Below are 17,159 nucleotides of genomic sequence, written 5' to 3'. Positions count from 1 at the left end.
GCCAATAGCGCGGGTTTCCTGCGCTTTCAAGACATTTTGTGCAGTGCAGCATGAGCCCCGATCAGCGCGTCCGGACGTAGCGGCCGGGGGCATCCTCGATCGCGGGCAGCTTGCCCTCGCCCGGGATGCGCGCGCCGTCGACCGCGACCGTTTCACCGTCCAGCGCGGCGATCCAGCGGCGCCAGTCGGGCCACCAGCTGCCCTTCGTCTCGGTCGCATCCGCCACGAAGGCGTCAAGCGTGTCGACCTTCGCCTCGTTGACCCAATATTGGTATTTGGTGGCGGACGGCGGGTTGACGACGCCGGCGATGTGGCCCGAGCCGGCGAGCACGAAGCGCACCGGGCCGCTCAGGTGGCGGGTCAGCTTGAACACGCTTTCGACCGGCGCGATGTGATCCTCGCGTCCCGCCTGGATGTAGGCGGGGGTGTGGATGACGGACAGGTCGATCGGCGTGCCGTCGATGACATATTCGCCGGCGCGGGCGAGTTTGTTGTCGCGGTAGAGGTCGGTCAGATAGGCCTGATGCCATTTGGCGGGCAGGTTGGTGGTGTCGCCGTTCCAGTGGAGCAGGTCAAACGGCGGATAATCCTGACCCAGCAGGTAGTTGTTGACGACATAGTTCCAGATCAGGTCGCGCCCGCGCAGCAGGTTGAACGTCAGCGCCATGTAGCGCCCGTCGAGATAGCCGGTTTCGGCGGACAGCTTGCCGAGCATCGCAAGCTGTTCGTCGTCGATGAACATCGTCAGTTCGCCTGCCTGGTCAAAATCGACCTGTGCTGTGAAGAAGGTGGCCGAGGCGACCTTGTCCGCCTGCCCCCGTTCGGTAAGGATGGCGAGCGTGCAGGCGAGCGCGGTGCCCGCGACGCAGTAGCCGATGGTGTGGACGGCGGGGACGTCGAGCAGATCGCGCACCGTGTCGATCGCGTCGACCTGCCCGCGCAGGATATAGTCGTCCATCGTGACGTCGACCATCGTCGCGTCGGCGGATTTCCACGACACGACGAACACGGTCAGCCCCTGTTCGACCGCCCAGCGGATGAAGCTTTTTTCCGGGTTGAGATCGAGGATGTAGAAGCGGTTGATCCACGGCGGGAAGATGACGAGCGGGATCGCGCCCACCTTCTCCGTCGCAGGCGTATATTGGATGAGCTGGTAGAGCGGCGTTTCGCGGACGACCTTGCCGGGCGTCATCGCCAGGTTGCGGCCGATTTCGAACGCGGTGGGATCGGTATGGGTCAGCTGCCCGCGGCCGATGTCGGCGAGCATGTGTTCGAGGCCCTTGACCAGATTCTGGCCGCGCGTCTCGACCGTCTTTTCCAGCACGAGCGGGTTGGTGAGCGCGAAGTTGGTCGGGCTCATCGCATCGGCAAAGGCGGTGGTGGCGAAGCGCAGTTTTTCGCGCTGGCGATCGTCGAGGCCGCTGAGCTGGTCGACACCCTTGAGCAGATGGTCGGTGACCATGAGGTAGCTTTGCCGGATCATGTCGAACACGGGGTTGTCGCGCCACTGCGGCGCGGCGAAGCGGCGGTCGCCGGTCTTGGGCGGGGGCGATGCTTCGGCCGCGGGGGCGGGGGTGGCGGGGGTGAGGAAACGCTGCCAGAGCGCCATGCTGTCCTGCCAGAACTCGGCCTGGGCGCGGAGAAAGACGGCGGGGTCCTGCATCGGGAAGGTCTTGGCCGGGGCGGTATCGGCGGCGGCGGTGAGCGCGCCGGCCATATGCTCCATCATCTGCTGCTGCGCCTGGCCGACGATGCCGGTCCAGTGCTGAATATCCTCCAGCGAGGGTGCGGCGGACGCCGGGGCCGGATCGGGCTTCGGTTCGGGGGCCGGGTCTTGCGCCGGATCGCGCGGCGGTTTCGTGCCCTTGGATTTGGCCATGACGATCCTCTCCCGGTCGCCGTCCCCGATCCGACGATCGGCGGATAACCGAGCCTGTCGCGGGACGCTGTTCCAGCCTATAGTGCCATTTGTCCGATCATGCGACAGCTGGTCGGCCAAACCCAAGGCCCATATCCCGAGGACTGGACCCGATGAACGACGACTTCTACCGCATCCGCCGGCTGCCGCCCTATGTCATCAGCGAAGTCAACGCGATGCGGGCAGCGGCGCGCGCACGCGGCGAGGACGTCATCGACCTGGGCATGGGCAATCCCGACCTGCCGCCGCCGCCGCACGTGATCGCGAAGCTGGCCGAGGTCGCCGCGAATCCGGGGTCGCACGGCTACTCCGCGTCGAAGGGCATCCCCGGGCTGCGGAAGGCGCAGGCCGGCTATTACAAGCGGCGGTTCGGGGTCGATGTCGATCCCGAGACCGAGGTGGTGGTGACTTTGGGGTCGAAGGAGGGGCTGGCCAACCTGGCGCAGGCGATCACCGCGCCGGGCGACGTGGTGCTGGCGCCCAACCCGTCCTATCCGATCCACACGTTCGGGTTCATCATCGCGGGGGCCACGATCCGGTCGATCCCGACAACGCCCGACGAGCGGTTCTTCGAGTCGCTGGAGCGCGCGGTGAAGTTCACGGTGCCCAAGCCCAGCGTGATGGTGATCGGCTACCCATCCAACCCCACCGCCGAAGTCGTGGACCTGAAGTTCTACGAACGGGTCGTGGCGTTCGCGAAGGAGCACAGCATCTGGGTGCTGTCCGACCTGGCCTATTCCGAACTGTACTATGACGACCAGCCGACGCCGTCGATTCTGCAGGTGCCGGGCGGCAAGGACGTGGCGGTCGAGTTCACGTCGCTGAGTAAGACATACAGCATGGCGGGCTGGCGGATCGGATTCGCGGTGGGCAACCCGGTGCTGATCGCCGCGCTGACGCGGGTGAAGAGCTACCTCGATTATGGCGCGTTCACGCCGATCCAGGCGGCGGCGGTGGCGGCGATCAACGGGCCGCAGGACATCGTCGAGCAGAACCGCCAGCTGTACAAGCGGCGCCGCGACGTGATGGTCGAGAGCTTCGGCCGCGCGGGCTGGGCGATCCCGTCGCCGCGCGCGAGCATGTTCGCCTGGGCTCCGCTGCCGCCGGCGCTGGCGCATCTCGGCAGCCTGGAGTTTTCCAAGCAGTTGCTGACCCATGCCGGCGTCGCGGTGGCGCCGGGTGTCGGGTACGGCGAGGAGGGCGAGGGGTTCGTCAGGATCGCGATGGTCGAGAACGAACAGCGCATCCGGCAGGCGGCGCGGCAGATCAAACGATATCTGCAATCGATGGGCGTGAACGCGGCGGGTGCCGCAATCTGATCGGCCACGGAAAAAGCCGAGCGTCATCATCGACTTGGCCCGCGGGGCGGGCAGATCATAGCCGAAGGACCGCGCCGACGCAGCCATGCCGTAGCGGAAACCATGGTTAACAACGTCCAAGATTGTGCAGTGCAACTTGTTCTGACGGCGGGCTGCTGTTAACGCACTGCCGTGCTTGGGGGAGCACGTCGCGGCGGGGTGGGGTCGACCTTAGTCTAACGCCCAAAACCGCGACGGCGCTTCCGAAACTTGTAGGGTTGGAGCGATGACCATGGGCAAGACTGCGTTGATTACCGGCATCACCGGGCAAGATGGCGCCTATCTGGCGCAGCTCCTCCTAGAGAAGGGCTACCGCGTCCACGGCCTGAAGCGCCGCTCCTCGTCGTTCAACACCGGCCGGATCGAGGATATCTACGAGGATCCGCACACCACCGATCCCAAATTCTCGCTGCATTACGGCGACATGACCGATTCGACGAACCTGATCCGCCTGGTGCAGGAAACGCAGCCGGACGAAATCTACAACCTGGCCGCGCAGAGCCATGTGCAGGTGAGTTTCGAGACGCCGGAATATACCGCCAACGCGGACGGCATCGGCGTGCTGCGCCTGCTGGAGGCGATCCGCATCCTGGGGCGAGAGAAGACGACGCGCTTCTACCAGGCATCGACGTCCGAACTGTACGGTCTGGTGCAGGAAGTGCCGCAGAGCGAGACGACGCCGTTCTACCCGCGGTCGCCATATGGCGCGGCGAAGCTCTACGCCTACTGGATCGTGGTGAATTACCGCGAGGCGTACGGCATGCATGCGTCGAACGGCATCCTGTTCAACCATGAAAGCCCGCTGCGCGGCGAGACGTTCGTGACGCGCAAGATCACCCGCGCCGCCGCGGCGATCAGCCTGAACCGGCAGGAGAAGCTGTACCTGGGCAACCTGGACGCCAAGCGCGACTGGGGTCATGCGAAGGAATATGTGCGCGGCATGTGGATGATGCTGCAGCAAGACGAGCCCGACGATTACGTGCTGGCGACCGGCGAGACGGTGATGGTGCGGTCGTTCGTCGAATGGGCGTTCGAGGATGTCGGCATCAAGCTGGAATGGAAGGGCTCGGGCGTCGACGAGAAGGGCTACTGCGTCGAAACCGGTCGCTGCCTGATCGAGATCGACCCGCGTTATTTCCGCCCGACCGAAGTCGAGCTGCTGATCGGCGACCCGACCAAGGCGCACACCAAGCTCGGCTGGAAGCACACGACCAGTTCGCGCGAACTGGCGCGCGAAATGGTGCAGGCCGATCTGAAGGTCATGCAGAACGCGCCGATCGGCAAGGGGGCCTGACCGTGGCGGACCCGATCTATGCGCTGGCGGGCAAGCGCGTCTATGTGGCGGGCCATCGCGGCATGGTCGGGTCCGCCATCGTGCGGCGGCTGGGGCAGGAGGGCTGCGAGGTCCTGACCACCGACCGTAAGACGGTCGACCTGCGCGATCAGGCCGCGGTGCGCGGCTGGTTCGATGCGGAACGGCCCGACGCGGTGTTCCTGGCGGCGGCAAAGGTCGGCGGGATCCTGGCGAACGACACCTATCCGGCCGATTTCCTTTACGAAAACCTGATGATCGAGGCGAACATCATCGAGGCGGCGCACCGCACCGATGTGAGCAAGCTGCTGTTCCTGGGGTCGAGCTGCATCTACCCCAAGGAAGCGGCCCAGCCGATCGTCGAGGAATCACTGCTGACCGGCCCGCTGGAGCCGACGAACGAATGGTATGCGATCGCCAAGATCGCGGGGATCAAGCTGGCGCACGCCTACCGTCGCCAGCATGGGCGCGATTACATCAGCGCGATGCCGACCAACCTGTACGGGCCGGGTGACAATTTCGACCTGAAGAACAGCCATGTCCTGCCCGCGCTGATCCGCAAGGCGCATGACGCCAAGGCGGCGGGGGCGGACGCGATGGGGATCTGGGGCACGGGCACGCCGCGCCGCGAATTCCTGCACGTTGACGACCTGGCCGATGCGTGCGTGTTCCTGATGACGCATTATTCGGGGGATGGGCACATCAACGTCGGCTACGGCGACGACGTGACGATCCGCGAACTGACCGAGCTGGTGTGCGACATCGTCGGGTTCGACGGAAAGATCGAAACCGATCCAAGCAAGCCCGACGGGACGATGCGCAAGCTGATGGACAGCGGCAAGCTGCACGCGATGGGCTGGTCCCCGCGGATCGCCCTGCGTGACGGGATTGCCGGCGTCTATGCCGGGTTCGTCGCCGATCCGGATGGGCAGCGCGCCGTCTGATACTGCCATCCCGCCGCGCCCCCTGGCCTTAGGGGGTTGCGGCTGGTGCAGATCCCTGACTAACCGGTTTGCAGCACTCTGCCGGACCGAACACATGGAGCTCCTATGCGTATCACGATGATCGGAACCGGGTATGTCGGGCTGGTATCGGGGGCGTGCTTCGCCGATTTCGGGCACGAGGTCGTCTGCGTCGACAAGGACGCCGCCAAGATCGCGGCGCTGGACGACGGGATCATGCCGATCTTCGAACCGGGCCTGAAGGAACTGGTGGCGACGAACGTGGCAGCGAAGCGACTGTCGTTCACGACCGACCTGACCGCCGGCGTGGCGGATGCCGATGCGGTGTTCATCGCGGTGGGCACGCCGTCGCGCCGCGGGGACGGGCACGCCGACCTCGGCTATGTCCATGCCGCGACGCGCGAGATCGCGGCCGCGCTGACCAAGCCGACGGTGATCGTGACCAAGTCGACCGTGCCGGTGGGGACGGGCGACGAGGTGGAGCGCATCATCGCGGAGGTCGCTCCGAACGCGAAAGCATGGGTCGTGTCGAACCCGGAATTTCTGCGTGAAGGGGCGGCGATCGCCGACTTCAAGCGGCCCGACCGCGTGGTGGTGGGCACCGAGGACCCGGACGCGATCGCGGTGATGGAGGCGATCTACCGCCCGCTCTACCTCAACCGGTCCGCGCTGATGTTCACCGGGCGGCGGACGGCGGAGCTGATCAAATATGCCGCCAACGCGTTCCTGGCGACAAAGATCACGTTCATTAACGAAATCGCCGACCTGTGCGAGGTCGTGGGCGCGGACGTGAAGGACGTGTCGCGCGGGATCGGGATGGACAACCGGATCGGCTCCAAGTTCCTGCACGCCGGCCCCGGTTATGGCGGGTCGTGTTTCCCCAAGGATACGCTGGCGCTGCTGAAGACGGCGGAGGACCATGACGTGCCGGTCCGGATCGTCGAGGCGGTGGTGCAGGTGAACGATAGCCGCAAGCGCGCGATGGGCCGCAAGGTGTTGCGCGCGATGGGCGGCGACCCGCGCGGTCGGCGGGTCGGCGTGCTGGGCCTGACGTTCAAGCCCGATACGGACGACATGCGCGATGCGCCGTCGCTGTCGCTGATCCAGGCGTTGCAGGATGCCGGCGCGATCGTGCGGGCGTACGACCCGGAAGGGCATGAGCAGGCGTCGAAGATGCTGAAGGACGTCGAGTTCGCCGAGGACGCCTATGCGGTGGCGGAAGGTGCCGACGCGCTGGTGATCGTGACCGAGTGGAACGCGTTCCGCGCGCTAGACCTGGAACGGATCGCGGCGGCGATGAACACGCCGCTGCTCGTCGACCTGCGCAACGTGTATCATCGTCGCGACGTGGAGGCGGCGGGCCTGCGCTACCAGGGTATCGGGCGCGGCTGAGGCTCCGGCTGCGGCGCGGTCTGGCCTGACGGAGGGGACGCGTGGTGCAGCTGGCGAAGGATCTGTGGCGCTGCGTGATCGTGCCGGCGCCGATGGCGGAGATTATCGGGCGCGGTAGCGTCGAGGGGTATCCGCTCCACTGGCTGCCGATGCCGGCGGGGCTGGCGTATCTGGCCGATCCGTTCGGATATTGGCGCGACGGTCGGTTGTATGTGTTCGTCGAGGCGTTCGATTACCGGACGGCGGTCGGGACGATCGCGGTGCTGGTCTATGACGCGCAGTACCGGCTGATCGACCAGCGGCCGGTGCTGGCCGAGCCGTGGCACCTGTCCTACCCGATCGTGTTCGACGCGGACGGCGCGACGTGGATGCTGCCCGAGGCGCACCAGTCCGGCGGGCTGACATTGTACCGCGCGGAGGCGTTCCCGGATCGCTGGGTGCGCGAGTGCGTGATCCAGCTCGACCATGTCGCGATCGATGCGACGCCGTTGTTCCATGATGGGCTGTGGTGGCTGTTCTATGCATCGGCGGACCGGCCGGAGGATCATCTGGCGAGCCTGCATGTCGCCTATGCCGAGCGGATCACCGGGCCGTGGACGCCGCATCCGGCCAATCCGGTGCGGCAGGACATCGCCGGGTCGCGGCCGGGCGGCAGCGCGATCGTGGTGGACGGCGTCGTGCAGCTGCCGGTGCAGGACTGTGCGCGGACTTATGGTGGGGCGATCCGGATGCTGGCGTTTCCGACGCTGGATCGGGAACGGTGCGTTATCGCACCGGGGGCGCGGATCGTGGCGCCGGAGAGTGCGGCGCCGTGTACGGAAGGATTTCATACGCTGTCCGCAGCGGGGCCGGCGACGCTGGTCGATGTGAAGCGGACGTCGGTGTCGCTGGGCGGGCTGACGATGCGACCGTTGCGCGAGCTGGATCGGTTGCGCGCGCGGCGTTGAGCCCCGTCTGCGGAGATCAGTCGCGGGTCTTGGTGAGCAGGTGGTAGAGCGCCGCCGGGTTGGTGTACATGTAGCGCAGGCCAAGCCGGGCCGGTTCGCGCATCGCGCGGTAAAGCCATTCGAGGCCGGCCGATTGCAGCCACATCGGCGCGCGCGGGATGTTGCCGCCATAATGATCGAAGAGGCCGCCGGAGGTCCGGATCCAAGCAAGCCCGGCGAGTTGCTCGCGATATTCGATCGCGAACTGTTCCTGCTTGGGCACGCCGAGCCCGAGCCAGAGGATGTCGGTGCCGGCGTCGACGATCTGTCGGACGATAGCCGGCGCCTCCGCGTCGGCAAAGTAACCGTCGCGGGTGCCGGCGATGATCAGGCCGGGGTAGAGCGCGCGGAACGTGTCCGCTGCGCGTTCGGCGACGCCGGGCTTGGCGCCCAGGAAGAAGAACCGGACGCCCGCGGGCGCGGCGGCGGCGCAGGCGTCATGGATGAAATCGGTGGTGGCGACCCGTTCGCGTAGCGGTTGGCGGCAGAGCAGGCGAGTCGCGAAGACGAGCGGCATGCCGTCGACATCGACGAGATCCGCCTCGTCGAAGATCGCGCGGAATGCCGGGTCGGCATGATATTTGGCGAGGATGTGACCGTTGAGCGAGGTGACGATGCGTGGCACCGCAAGTTCGCCGCGGTGCGCGCGGGCGGTGTCGGCGACCATGCGTTCGGCGAGTTCACGGCGCGACGTGCGGGATGCGGTGACCCCCCCGACGACGATCGTGCCGACAGTTTCCGTGTCCTGCCGCATCACCGACCGGACAGGCCCGGTCGCATCCGATCGCAATGACCGGTGGCGGTGGCGGCGACGGGGGGCGATGCGGCCGACCGGCGGTGACCCGCCCGGCGAGCGGCCGTTCCCTGCGATACCATCATGCTACCCCGTGTCATGGCGCTCATCGGATGCGATGGGACGGACGCGGCCCGGATCGGCCGGCTGTCCCGCTGCGCGGTCATTCGGCGTTGTAGTATTTCGAATAATTCTTCGCGTAATATTTCGAATAATAGAGCCCGCCCATGACCTCCGCCGATGAATCGACCATCGTGTAGATCACCCCGACGGTATTGCCGCCGTCGTTGCGGAGCAGCGAATGGGCCGCCTTTGCCGCGGCGGCGGGCGTGACGCCCCACCGCACGATCAGCACGACCGCATCGGCCAGGACCGAGATGAACCGGCCGTCGGCCAGCCCGAGGATCGGCGGAAGATCGAGCACGATATGGGTATATTGCGCGCGGACGGCATCGAGGATCTGGCGCATCTCCTCCCCACCGAACAGATCCTCGGCACTGTAGAACGGGACCGACACGAGCAGTTGGTCGAGGTTGGGGACGTCGGACGGGACGATTCCCTCTGTCAGCGTCGCCTTGCCCTGCAGGACCTCGACCAGACCCGTGCTGGTGGCGGGTGTGCGGACCAGGTGGCGCATTGCGGCGCGGCGGACATCGCACTCAATCAGCAGCGTCTTCGCGTCCGCCGCCGCGAGCGTGCGGGCGAAGGCGAGCGCAGTGGTGGTCTTGCCCTCGCTCGGCAGCGCCGAGGTGATGGCGATGACCTGTGGCGGCGCCTGATCGCGGACGCCGAGGATACTGGCGCGCGCGATGCGCAGCGATTCCGCGAAGAAGGACGTCGGCCGATCGATCAGGATGTCCGCAGGGTTGCGTGCCTTCTCGTTCGGGATTGCGGCGAGGACCGGGACGCCAAGCTGCGCCTGGACCTCCTCCGACGTGCGCAGCCCGCCCGCCATTGCTTCCTGCACGCCGATCGTGCCCGCGCCGGCGACCAGCGCCACGATGGCGGCGAGCGCCAGCAGCAGCGGACGGTTGGGCGAGGTGGGATGGGTGGGGACGTCCGCCCGGTCGATGATCGCGGCCTGCGAGAGCGAGACCTGGGCGGCCTGCGTGCTGCCGAGCGACAACTGCGACATGCGTTCGTACAGCGCGCGCTTGGCCGCCGCCTCGCGCTCGTAGCTGGAGGCGAGGGCGGCGGCGCGCGAGTCCCGTTCGCGCTGCGTCTGGAGGTTGTTGAGCGACCCGCGCAGGCTGCTCGCACGCGCTTCCGCCGCGGCGGCGGTCGCCTGGAGCGAGTTCACGACGCGGCGCGATTCAGCCTGGATCTGGCTGTCGAGCGAGGTGAGCTGATCGCGGACGCGGATGCTTTCGGGGTGCTTCGGACCGAATTTCGCCTCGACCACTGCGGTGTCGCGCAGGACCTCCGCGCGCTGGCGGCGGAGGTCGGCGATGACCGGCGAGTTCAGCACTTCGGACACGGCGTCGAGACCGCCGCGCGATACCTGGGCCCGCGCGGCGCCGAGGTTCGAGCGGGCGGCGGCGGCATCCGATTCGGCGTTGGCGAGCGTGCCCGTCAGCGGTGCGATCTGCTGATCGACAATCGTGCCGCCCTCACCCAACGGGTCGCTGCCGACGATGCCGGCCTGCGCGCGGAACTGCGCCACGCGGGCGTCGGCGGCCATGACCTGTTCGCCCAGATCGGCAAGCCGCTTGTCGAACCATTCGCCCTGCCGGCTGGCGGTGCCGGCCTTATCGGCGACGCGCGATTCGATGTAGGATTCAGCGAAGGCGTTGGCGATCCGCGCCGCAGCGACCGGGTTCGGCGAGCGGTACTGGACGTCGAGCACGTAGGTCAGCTTTTCGCGCGCAACGGAGAGTCCGGCGAGCAGACTGCCGGCGATCGCGGATTCGCGGCCGGCGGCGGTCGACATCGCCGCGGCATTGCCGGTCTTCAGCGCGCCGTTGAATTCGGGGTTGTCGGCCAGTTTCAGCTTGCGGGCCACGGTGCGCGCCAGTTCGACCGAGTTCATCGCCGAGGCTTCGGTATCAATCGTCGACGAGGATGGCTCCGCACTGGCACCGGTGGCGGTGTTGGCGAGCGGGTTGCGCGACGGATCGATCCGCATCCGGGCGGTCGCCTGGAAGATCGGCGTCAGGCGCATTATGTAGATCGCGGCCGGCACGAACACGACCGCGGTCACGATCAGCAGAGTCAGCCAGCGGCGACGGACCGTTTCACGGACGATCGCGAAAATATCGGCGAGCTTGGCCTCGCGCTCGTCGGCATCATGTCGGATTTCCATCGCGTTGGTCAGTCCTGCTTATGGCTTCTCGACACTCGTCGCTTGCTTCGGCGGTTAACGCTGGAGCACGATCCCGAACTGCCCCCGAAGCTCGCCCACCCTGTTACCCATGGTCCCGCCCTGTGTCGAGCGATTGGAATAGCGCACCGTCATGTCCAGTCGGAACCGCCTGGTTGACAGATAGCGTGCGCCAGCCGCAAATTGATAACCGTTCGTGTCGCGGATTTCTGCCGCCTGATAGTTCTGCTTGGCGTAGCTGGCAGAGAGATTTCCGATCAGGTTCCGGCGCAGTTCACGGTCGAGCTGCAAAGTAACGCGACTGTCGAAATAAGGATTGCCGTTGCTGAACACGGAATCCTCGATCGATCGCCGGACGGTGAGCGAATAGGTCGACAGGTCGGTCGGAAACAGTTCGACCTTGGCCTCGACCGAAACGCCGCTGACCGACTTGTAGGTTGGCGAATCGAAGTCGCGGCGGGAATAGCCCGCGCCGATCGATCCGCGCGCGCGGCCGGCGAGATCGAAGTTCATGCCGCCGATCAGGCGATACTCGACCGAATCGCGATCCGCCGTTCCGGGCGTCAGCGGGCGGATGAAGGCGTTGCGCGCGCCGCCGGTCTGGACGAACAATGACACGCTGGGCGTGCGGGCGAAATCGAGCTGCCCCGTCAGGCGCGTCACGCCGCGGTCCCGGCCGGTCAGGTCGAGCGCCGAGCCGTCCTGGAACCGGATCTGGCCGTAGCGCGTGTCGGTATGATCGACCGAGACGATCGCGCGGGTCCGGCCGGCGGTGTAAGTGCCGCGCACGACGCCATAATATGTGTTGTAGCGCGAGAGGGCCGCGATGTTGGCCGCAACGTCGCCCGAGAAGAAATCCTCGACGCTGCGCGCGGCCAGCAGCTGGCTGTCGATCGTGACGAACGAGCCGAATTCGACCCGGCCGGCCAGGTTCGCGTTCCACGTATTCTCGTTGCGCGGGCTCTGATCGGCGTAGCGCACGAAGCGGCCCCGTGCGCTGAACTGCAGCCGGTGCCGCGACCAGAGCGATGTGGCGGCGATGGCCGGCGCGATGTAGCCGAGTGCCGAGGCGCGCGGATTGTTCGCTTCGTTGTAGGTGTTGCTCGTGCCGCCGACCCCGAGTTCCAGCGTGGGCTGGACCAGGAAGGATCGGACCCGGATACCCAGTGGGTCGAAATCGGTACGTTGTCTTTCGGTGACCGAGATGTTGCGGCCGCGGTCGAACCCGCCCGGGATGGCGGGCTGGACCAGTAGACCCTCACCAAGCTGTGCGGTGGCGGTCGCCGACCAGAGCGCCGGGACCGCGACGATGATGCCGCGACTAAGCAGGATGCCGCGGCGCGTGGCCGGGCGATCGTTCGCCCGACCGGGCGCGGCGGGAGCGGGGGCGGGCAGCCAGGGATCGTTCCAGCCCTGGCACCGATCCGCCCGGGCGAGATCGCAGCCGCGCCGAACCCGGATACGGCGGTCCACGCCGGACCCGCCGGTCACACCGAACCGTCGGGCAGCGTGGCACGGCCGTGCACGGCCGGGGCGGTGGCCGGTCCCATGCGCACGGCGCGGATCATCAGAAGAACCGTTCCTGCACGCGCACCGTATCGCCCGGATAGATGCGCAGTTCCGGGGTGACCTTGTAGATCTTTTCCTCCGCCTCCCCGCTGCGGCGAATGCCGATCACGCCGCGATCGGACCGCGGGGTGAAGCCGTGCGCCACGGCGATGGCGTTCAGCGCGGTGAGGCCGACGGTGTAGGGGTAGGGCCCGGGCTGCGTCACCTCGCCCAGGATGAAGAAGGGGCGAAAGGTGATGACCTCCATGCCGACGCGCGGATCGCGGAGATAGCCGTCGCCGAACAGGCGCTGCGCCTCTGCGGCAATTTCGGAAACGGTCTTGCCCGACGCCGGCACGCGGCCGATGAGCGGCAAGGCCAGCGCGCCGTCGGCGCCGACCGCGAACTCGCCCGAAACCTCCGGCTGGTTAAACACCGTCATGCGGACCCGGTCGTCGATGCCGAGCCGGTAATCCTCCAGCGCAACATCGGGGGCGGCATAGCGCGACCCCGACGAGACGAGTTCCTTGTCCCCGGAGGCGCAGGCCGACAGAAGTGCGAGACCGCACATCAAGATCATCGCTCCGAAGCGCATCTGGCTTACCCCCTCGATCGCGCTGGCGCGCGGCATCGTTCGGTCAAGCGCATGGCATAGCGGCATGGCCGTGGCAATCGCGATCGGGGCGGGTGGGCGCTGGCGCGCGGCGGGCGCACGGACCGCTTTATCGACGTGCGCGACGCGCTGTCTTATGGCACGCAGGGTGGCCACAGATCGGTCGCGGGCAGCAGGTAAGCGGAGAGCGGCGATCCTACCACCGTCACCATCCGATGCCGGGCCGGACGTCCGAGCCGCCGTGCTGCCCGGGACGCCGGTCCTGCGCGATCTGATGCGGTACGGCATGGCGCTGGTCGGGCCGGTGGGCGTGGCGGGGACGCAATTTCTGCTATCGATCGTGCTGCTGCGCACGCTGGAGCCCGCAACGTTCGGGCGTTATTCGTTCCTGCTGATCGTGGCGCAAATGAGCTGGGCGTTGTGGTCCGCGCTGTTCTGCGCGCCGTTGCCGTTGTTGCTGGCGGGCGGGCCGCTGCCGTCCGAAGGCCGGCCTGATGATCCGCGCGAAGCGATGCTGCGGTCGCTGACGGCGGCGAGTCTGCTGGGTGCGGTGGCGGCGATGCCGGTGTTCGCGGCGCTGGCCTGGATGCTGGGTGACGGGTGGCGGACGGCGTTGCTGTTCGGCGCGTTCGGCGGGCTGGCGATCGTGCGGTTCTTCGGCCGCGCGCTGGCCTATGCCGTTCACCGGCCGTTGCGCGCGATGGCGTCCGACATCGCCTATGGCCTGGGCCTGCTCGGCGGGATCGGGGTGATCTGGTTCGAGCATGCGCCCGCGGCGGATACCGCTTACGCCGCGCTGGCGGTGGCGGCGGGGGCGGGGCTGCTGCCGTTCGTGCGCGGCGACCCGCGGCGGATCCGCCAGCTGGCCGATCCGCGCCGGCTGGTGGCCTATCCGACGGTGTGGCGCGAGCATGGCCGCTGGTCCCTGCTGGGCGTCGCCACGACGGAGATGACCGCGAACGTCCACGCGTATCTGATCACGCTGTTCCTGGGGCCGGGCGCGTTCGCGCCGCTGGCGGCCAGCGCGCTGCTGATCCGGCCGATCGCGGTCGCGACCAACGCGATCGTCGAATATGAACGGCCGCGGCTGACGCAGGCGTTGCAGCCGGGGCAGCGGGTCGCGACGCAGCGCGCGACGCGGCTGTTCCGCGCGATCCTGATCGCCGGATGGGTGGCGGTGGCGGCGGCGAATGCGGCGATCCTGGTGGTGTCGCCGGGGCTGATCTATCCGGGCAGCTACGACCGGGCGCATCTGGCGGTGGCGACGACATTGTGGCTGGCGACCGCGTTGCTGCGCATCCTGTCGGTGCCGGAGGGGACGTTGTTGCAGGCGATCGGCCGGTTCCGGCCGTTGGCGATGGCCAGCCTGTGGTCCTCGGCGGTTTCACTGGCGTCGGTTGCGCTGTTGCTGATCGTCGCGGCGCCGATATGGTCGATCCTGGGGATTTTGGCGGGGGAAGCGGTGGTGACGATCCTGGTCCTGCGCGAGGGGCGCCGTGCGTTGCTGCCGGCGAGCGGGACTGCCGCATGACGATCACAGTGGGCATCAAGGCGCTGAACGAGGCGGCGCATATCGCGGCGGCGATCGACAGCGCGTGCGCGGCGGTGGCGCCGTTCGGTGGCCGCGTCGTGCTGGCCGACAGCGGATCGAGCGACGCGACCGTGGCGATCGGCCGGGCACGCGCGGCGCAGGGCGTGCGGACGGTGCAGCTGGCCGACCCGGGCGACCGGTCATGCGGGGCGGGCGCGCAGCTGGCGTGGCAATATGCCGAGGGCGCGTATTTCTGTCTGATCGACGGGGACATGACGTTGCAGCCCGGTTTCGTCGCGGCGGCGATGGCGTATCTGGCGGCGCATCCGGACGTGGCGGGGGTGGGCGGCCGCGTGATCGAGCGCAACCTGGAAACCGCGGAGTTCCAGATCCGCGCGAAGGCGGCGGAGGGCGAGTCGCATCGCCGCGCCGGGCCGGTCGACCGGCTGGACGGCGGCGGCGTGTACCGGGTGTCGGCGATCCGCCGCGTCGGTTATTTCGCGGACCGCAACCTGCACGCGTTCGAGGAACTGGACCTGGCGGTGCGGCTGGCGTTGCAGGGCGGGACGCTGGTCCGGCTCGACACGCCGGCGGTCGACCATCACGGCCACAGCGGGAGCGGGTACCGGTTGCTGCTCCGCCGGCTGGTGTCGGGCTATGCCAGCGGGGCGGGCGAGGTGCTGCGCGGGGCGCTGGGGCGGCCGCACCTGCCGCTGGTGCTGCGTCGGCTGGGGCATCTGCGCCACGGGCTGGTGATCCTGCTGTGGTGGGCGGCGCTGATCGCGGCGGGGGTCGCGTTGCCGATCGCGCTGCCGGTGCTGCTGCTGGCGCCGCTCGGCTATCTGTCGGTGCGGCGCGGCGGGATCGCGCTGGGGCTGTATTCGCTGTGCCAGTGGAACGTGATCGCGGTGGGGCTGATCCGCGGGCTGTGCCGGTCGCGCGTGCCGCCGATGCGACCGTTGCCGGCGGTGGAGTTCAGCCCCGCCGATCGCGAATGAGCGCGACCGCGTCGGCGAGTGTTGCGACGCAGGCCGGCCAGTCATAGTCGGTCCGCACGCGGTGGCCGAGCGCAACGCCGCGGCGGCGGAGCGCGACCGGATCCTGCGTGCAGAGCCAGTCCGCGGCGGCGGTGACGGCATGCTCCGCGGGGACGACATGGCCGTCGCCGTGCGCGACCATCGCCGCCATGCCGGCCATGTCGGTGACCAGCGGGAGCGCGCCGGACGCCATGGCTTCGAGGACGATGAGGGGGTAGCTGTCGAGTACAGACAGGTGGACGAGCACGTCGGTGGCGCGGAGCTGTTCGAGCAACGGGGCCTCCGCCATCCAACCTTCCCAGGTGAAGGCGGGGCCAAGATCAGCGGCGGCGATGTCGGCGCGGAGGCGCGCGGTGGTCGGCTCGTCCGCAGTGCCGACGAGCTGCGCGGTGAAGGGCAGGCCGCGGCGCTTCAGTTCGACGCAGAGCGCGATGAAGCGGAAGCTGCCCTTGCCGTCCGACAGCCGTGCCGCGTGGATCAGGCGGATCGCCGGGCCGCGGTCGGGCATGGGGGCGGCGGGGCGCAGTGCATCGCGCGGCAGCAGGGTGCGGATCACCGAGCGCGGAACGTGCGGGGGCAGCGCGATTTCACGGTCCTGCCCGTCGAACAGCAGGGCCAGCCGGTCCGCCCGGCCGAGCAGATGGCGGAGCGCGTGGCGGAGCGTGGCGGTGCGTTGCAACTGGCTGTTCGCGCCGAGGTGCGGGGTGACGAGGACGCGCACGCGGAGCAGTCGGGCGAGGAGCAGGTATACGAGGTCGGGCAGATTGCACGCCTGGAGCCAGAGCAGATCGACCCGGTCGCGGCGCGCGGCGCGACCGAATGCAGTGAGCGCGCGCAGGAAGCCGGGAAACCGGGCGGGGCGGAGGAACGCGGTTTGCGCGGGGAGGGTCGTCAGTCGCCAGTCGGGACGGCAGAGCGCGACCGCCGCATTCGCCCGTTCGGTAAAGATTTCGACCCCGCCACGCGATGTGGGTGTGCCGCCGACGATGCAGAGGTGGAAGGGGCCGTCGGGGCGCGCGATCAAGACTTGTCTCCATCGCGGCCGCGCAGGGTCGACGCGCTCGATATGGCTGGTCCGCGACCCGCGCTGCCTCGCTCAGCGGGGTCTTAGCGCGGACCCTGTGCCGGTCGCAACGGCGACGCCCCGCCCGGATCGCCTGCAATCTCTGCCCGGAGTGGCTCCGGGTTAGGCCGGGCTGATTGGCGTTGGCGTGGGAGTCGGTGTTGGCGTCGGAGTAGGTGTCGGCGTTGGCGTCGGAGTAGGTGTCGGCGTTGGGGTCGGTGTCGGCGTTGGAGTTGGAGTAGGTGTCGGCGTTGGAGTAGGCGTCGGTGTTGGGGTCGGCGTTGGCGTATCGGAATCGTTGTCGCCGTTGGCGGATGCGACGATGA

Annotated in this window: 13 protein-coding genes; 7 read left to right on the top strand and 6 right to left on the bottom strand. The window is 68.1% G+C overall.

The window, feature by feature from the left end:
- Positions 1 to 61: 61 nt before the first annotated feature.
- Complete coding sequence (locus IEX50_RS08165) at positions 62 to 1,729, bottom strand: PHA/PHB synthase family protein (protein WP_229673897.1); 1,668 nt, start codon at positions 1,727 to 1,729, stop codon at positions 62 to 64.
- Positions 1,730 to 2,031: 302 nt separating this feature from the next.
- Here IEX50_RS08165 and IEX50_RS08160 point away from each other — a divergent pair, with 302 nt between their 5' ends.
- The 5 genes from IEX50_RS08160 (at position 2,032) to IEX50_RS08140 (ending at position 7,889) form a co-directional block, all read left to right on the top strand.
- Positions 2,032 to 3,237: an LL-diaminopimelate aminotransferase gene (locus IEX50_RS08160; protein ID WP_157174796.1), complete on the top strand. Its 1,206-nt coding sequence runs from the start codon at positions 2,032 to 2,034 to the stop codon at positions 3,235 to 3,237.
- A gap of 265 nt (positions 3,238 to 3,502) precedes the next feature.
- Positions 3,503 to 4,570 (top strand): GDP-mannose 4,6-dehydratase, encoded by a 1,068-nt coding sequence (gene gmd / locus IEX50_RS08155; protein ID WP_373285294.1) that lies wholly within the window; start codon positions 3,503 to 3,505, stop codon positions 4,568 to 4,570.
- 2 nt (positions 4,571 to 4,572) lie between these two features.
- On the top strand, positions 4,573 to 5,532 hold the full coding sequence (fcl, locus tag IEX50_RS08150) for a GDP-L-fucose synthase (RefSeq protein WP_269769271.1): 960 nt from the start codon (positions 4,573 to 4,575) through the stop codon (positions 5,530 to 5,532).
- A 105-nt stretch (positions 5,533 to 5,637) separates the two neighbouring features.
- On the top strand, positions 5,638 to 6,942 hold the full coding sequence (locus IEX50_RS08145; protein WP_157174797.1) for a UDP-glucose dehydrogenase family protein: 1,305 nt from the start codon (positions 5,638 to 5,640) through the stop codon (positions 6,940 to 6,942).
- 44 nt (positions 6,943 to 6,986) lie between these two features.
- A complete protein-coding gene (locus tag IEX50_RS08140) occupies positions 6,987 to 7,889 on the top strand; it encodes a glucosamine inositolphosphorylceramide transferase family protein (protein ID WP_157174798.1) in 903 nt (300 codons plus the stop codon).
- Between the two features lie 16 nt (positions 7,890 to 7,905).
- Here the strand turns inward: IEX50_RS08140 and IEX50_RS08135 are convergent, their stop codons facing one another.
- The 4 genes from IEX50_RS08135 to IEX50_RS08120 all read right to left on the bottom strand — a co-directional run bounded on the left by IEX50_RS08135 (position 7,906) and on the right by IEX50_RS08120 (position 13,169).
- Complete coding sequence (locus IEX50_RS08135) at positions 7,906 to 8,682, bottom strand: WecB/TagA/CpsF family glycosyltransferase (protein WP_198350598.1); 777 nt, start codon at positions 8,680 to 8,682, stop codon at positions 7,906 to 7,908.
- 202 nt (positions 8,683 to 8,884) lie between these two features.
- The gene (locus tag IEX50_RS08130; RefSeq protein ID WP_157174799.1) at positions 8,885 to 11,023 is read right to left on the bottom strand and encodes a GumC family protein; all 2,139 of its coding nucleotides are present in this window, start codon (positions 11,021 to 11,023) and stop codon (positions 8,885 to 8,887) included.
- Between the two features lie 54 nt (positions 11,024 to 11,077).
- Positions 11,078 to 12,514: an outer membrane beta-barrel protein gene (locus IEX50_RS08125; RefSeq protein ID WP_157174800.1), complete on the bottom strand. Its 1,437-nt coding sequence runs from the start codon at positions 12,512 to 12,514 to the stop codon at positions 11,078 to 11,080.
- A gap of 94 nt (positions 12,515 to 12,608) precedes the next feature.
- Positions 12,609 to 13,169, bottom strand: a complete 561-nt coding sequence (locus IEX50_RS08120) for a polysaccharide biosynthesis/export family protein (RefSeq protein ID WP_188699447.1) — start codon at positions 13,167 to 13,169, stop codon at positions 12,609 to 12,611.
- A 274-nt stretch (positions 13,170 to 13,443) separates the two neighbouring features.
- Here IEX50_RS08120 and IEX50_RS08115 point away from each other — a divergent pair, with 274 nt between their 5' ends.
- Positions 13,444 to 14,733 (top strand): polysaccharide biosynthesis protein, encoded by a 1,290-nt coding sequence (locus IEX50_RS08115; protein ID WP_157174802.1) that lies wholly within the window; start codon positions 13,444 to 13,446, stop codon positions 14,731 to 14,733.
- Positions 14,730 to 15,731: a glycosyltransferase family 2 protein gene (locus IEX50_RS08110; protein WP_157174803.1), complete on the top strand. Its 1,002-nt coding sequence runs from the start codon at positions 14,730 to 14,732 to the stop codon at positions 15,729 to 15,731. The genes IEX50_RS08115 and IEX50_RS08110 overlap by 4 nt, the downstream gene beginning before the upstream one ends.
- Here IEX50_RS08110 and IEX50_RS08105 read toward each other — a convergent pair.
- Positions 15,709 to 16,794, bottom strand: a complete 1,086-nt coding sequence (locus IEX50_RS08105) for a glycosyltransferase family 4 protein (RefSeq protein WP_157174804.1) — start codon at positions 16,792 to 16,794, stop codon at positions 15,709 to 15,711. The genes IEX50_RS08110 and IEX50_RS08105 overlap by 23 nt on opposite strands.
- Between the last annotated feature and the right edge of the window lie 365 nt (positions 16,795 to 17,159).

It is taken from the genome of Sphingomonas prati (assembly GCF_014643515.1).
Lineage (GTDB): Bacteria > Pseudomonadota > Alphaproteobacteria > Sphingomonadales > Sphingomonadaceae > Sphingomonas_R > Sphingomonas_R prati.
The sequence above is the reverse complement of the archived record's forward strand: the minus strand, read 5'-3'. Positions and strand labels throughout refer to the sequence as shown.

Bases quoted from the DNA above. Each gene is read 5' to 3' on its own strand.
- IEX50_RS08165 (WP_229673897.1), bottom strand. From the start codon at position 1,729: ATGATGGAGCATATGGCCGGCGCGCTCACCGCCGCCGCCGATACCGCC.
- IEX50_RS08160 (WP_157174796.1), top strand. From the start codon at position 2,032: ATGAACGACGACTTCTACCGCATCCGCCGGCTGCCGCCCTATGTCATC.
- gmd (WP_373285294.1), top strand. From the start codon at position 3,503: ATGACCATGGGCAAGACTGCGTTGATTACCGGCATCACCGGGCAAGAT.
- IEX50_RS08145 (WP_157174797.1), top strand. From the start codon at position 5,638: ATGCGTATCACGATGATCGGAACCGGGTATGTCGGGCTGGTATCGGGG.
- IEX50_RS08135 (WP_198350598.1), bottom strand. From the start codon at position 8,682: ATGCGGCAGGACACGGAAACTGTCGGCACGATCGTCGTCGGGGGGGTC.
- IEX50_RS08130 (WP_157174799.1), bottom strand. From the start codon at position 11,023: ATGGAAATCCGACATGATGCCGACGAGCGCGAGGCCAAGCTCGCCGAT.
- IEX50_RS08120 (WP_188699447.1), bottom strand. From the start codon at position 13,169: ATGATCTTGATGTGCGGTCTCGCACTTCTGTCGGCCTGCGCCTCCGGG.
- IEX50_RS08110 (WP_157174803.1), top strand. From the start codon at position 14,730: ATGACGATCACAGTGGGCATCAAGGCGCTGAACGAGGCGGCGCATATC.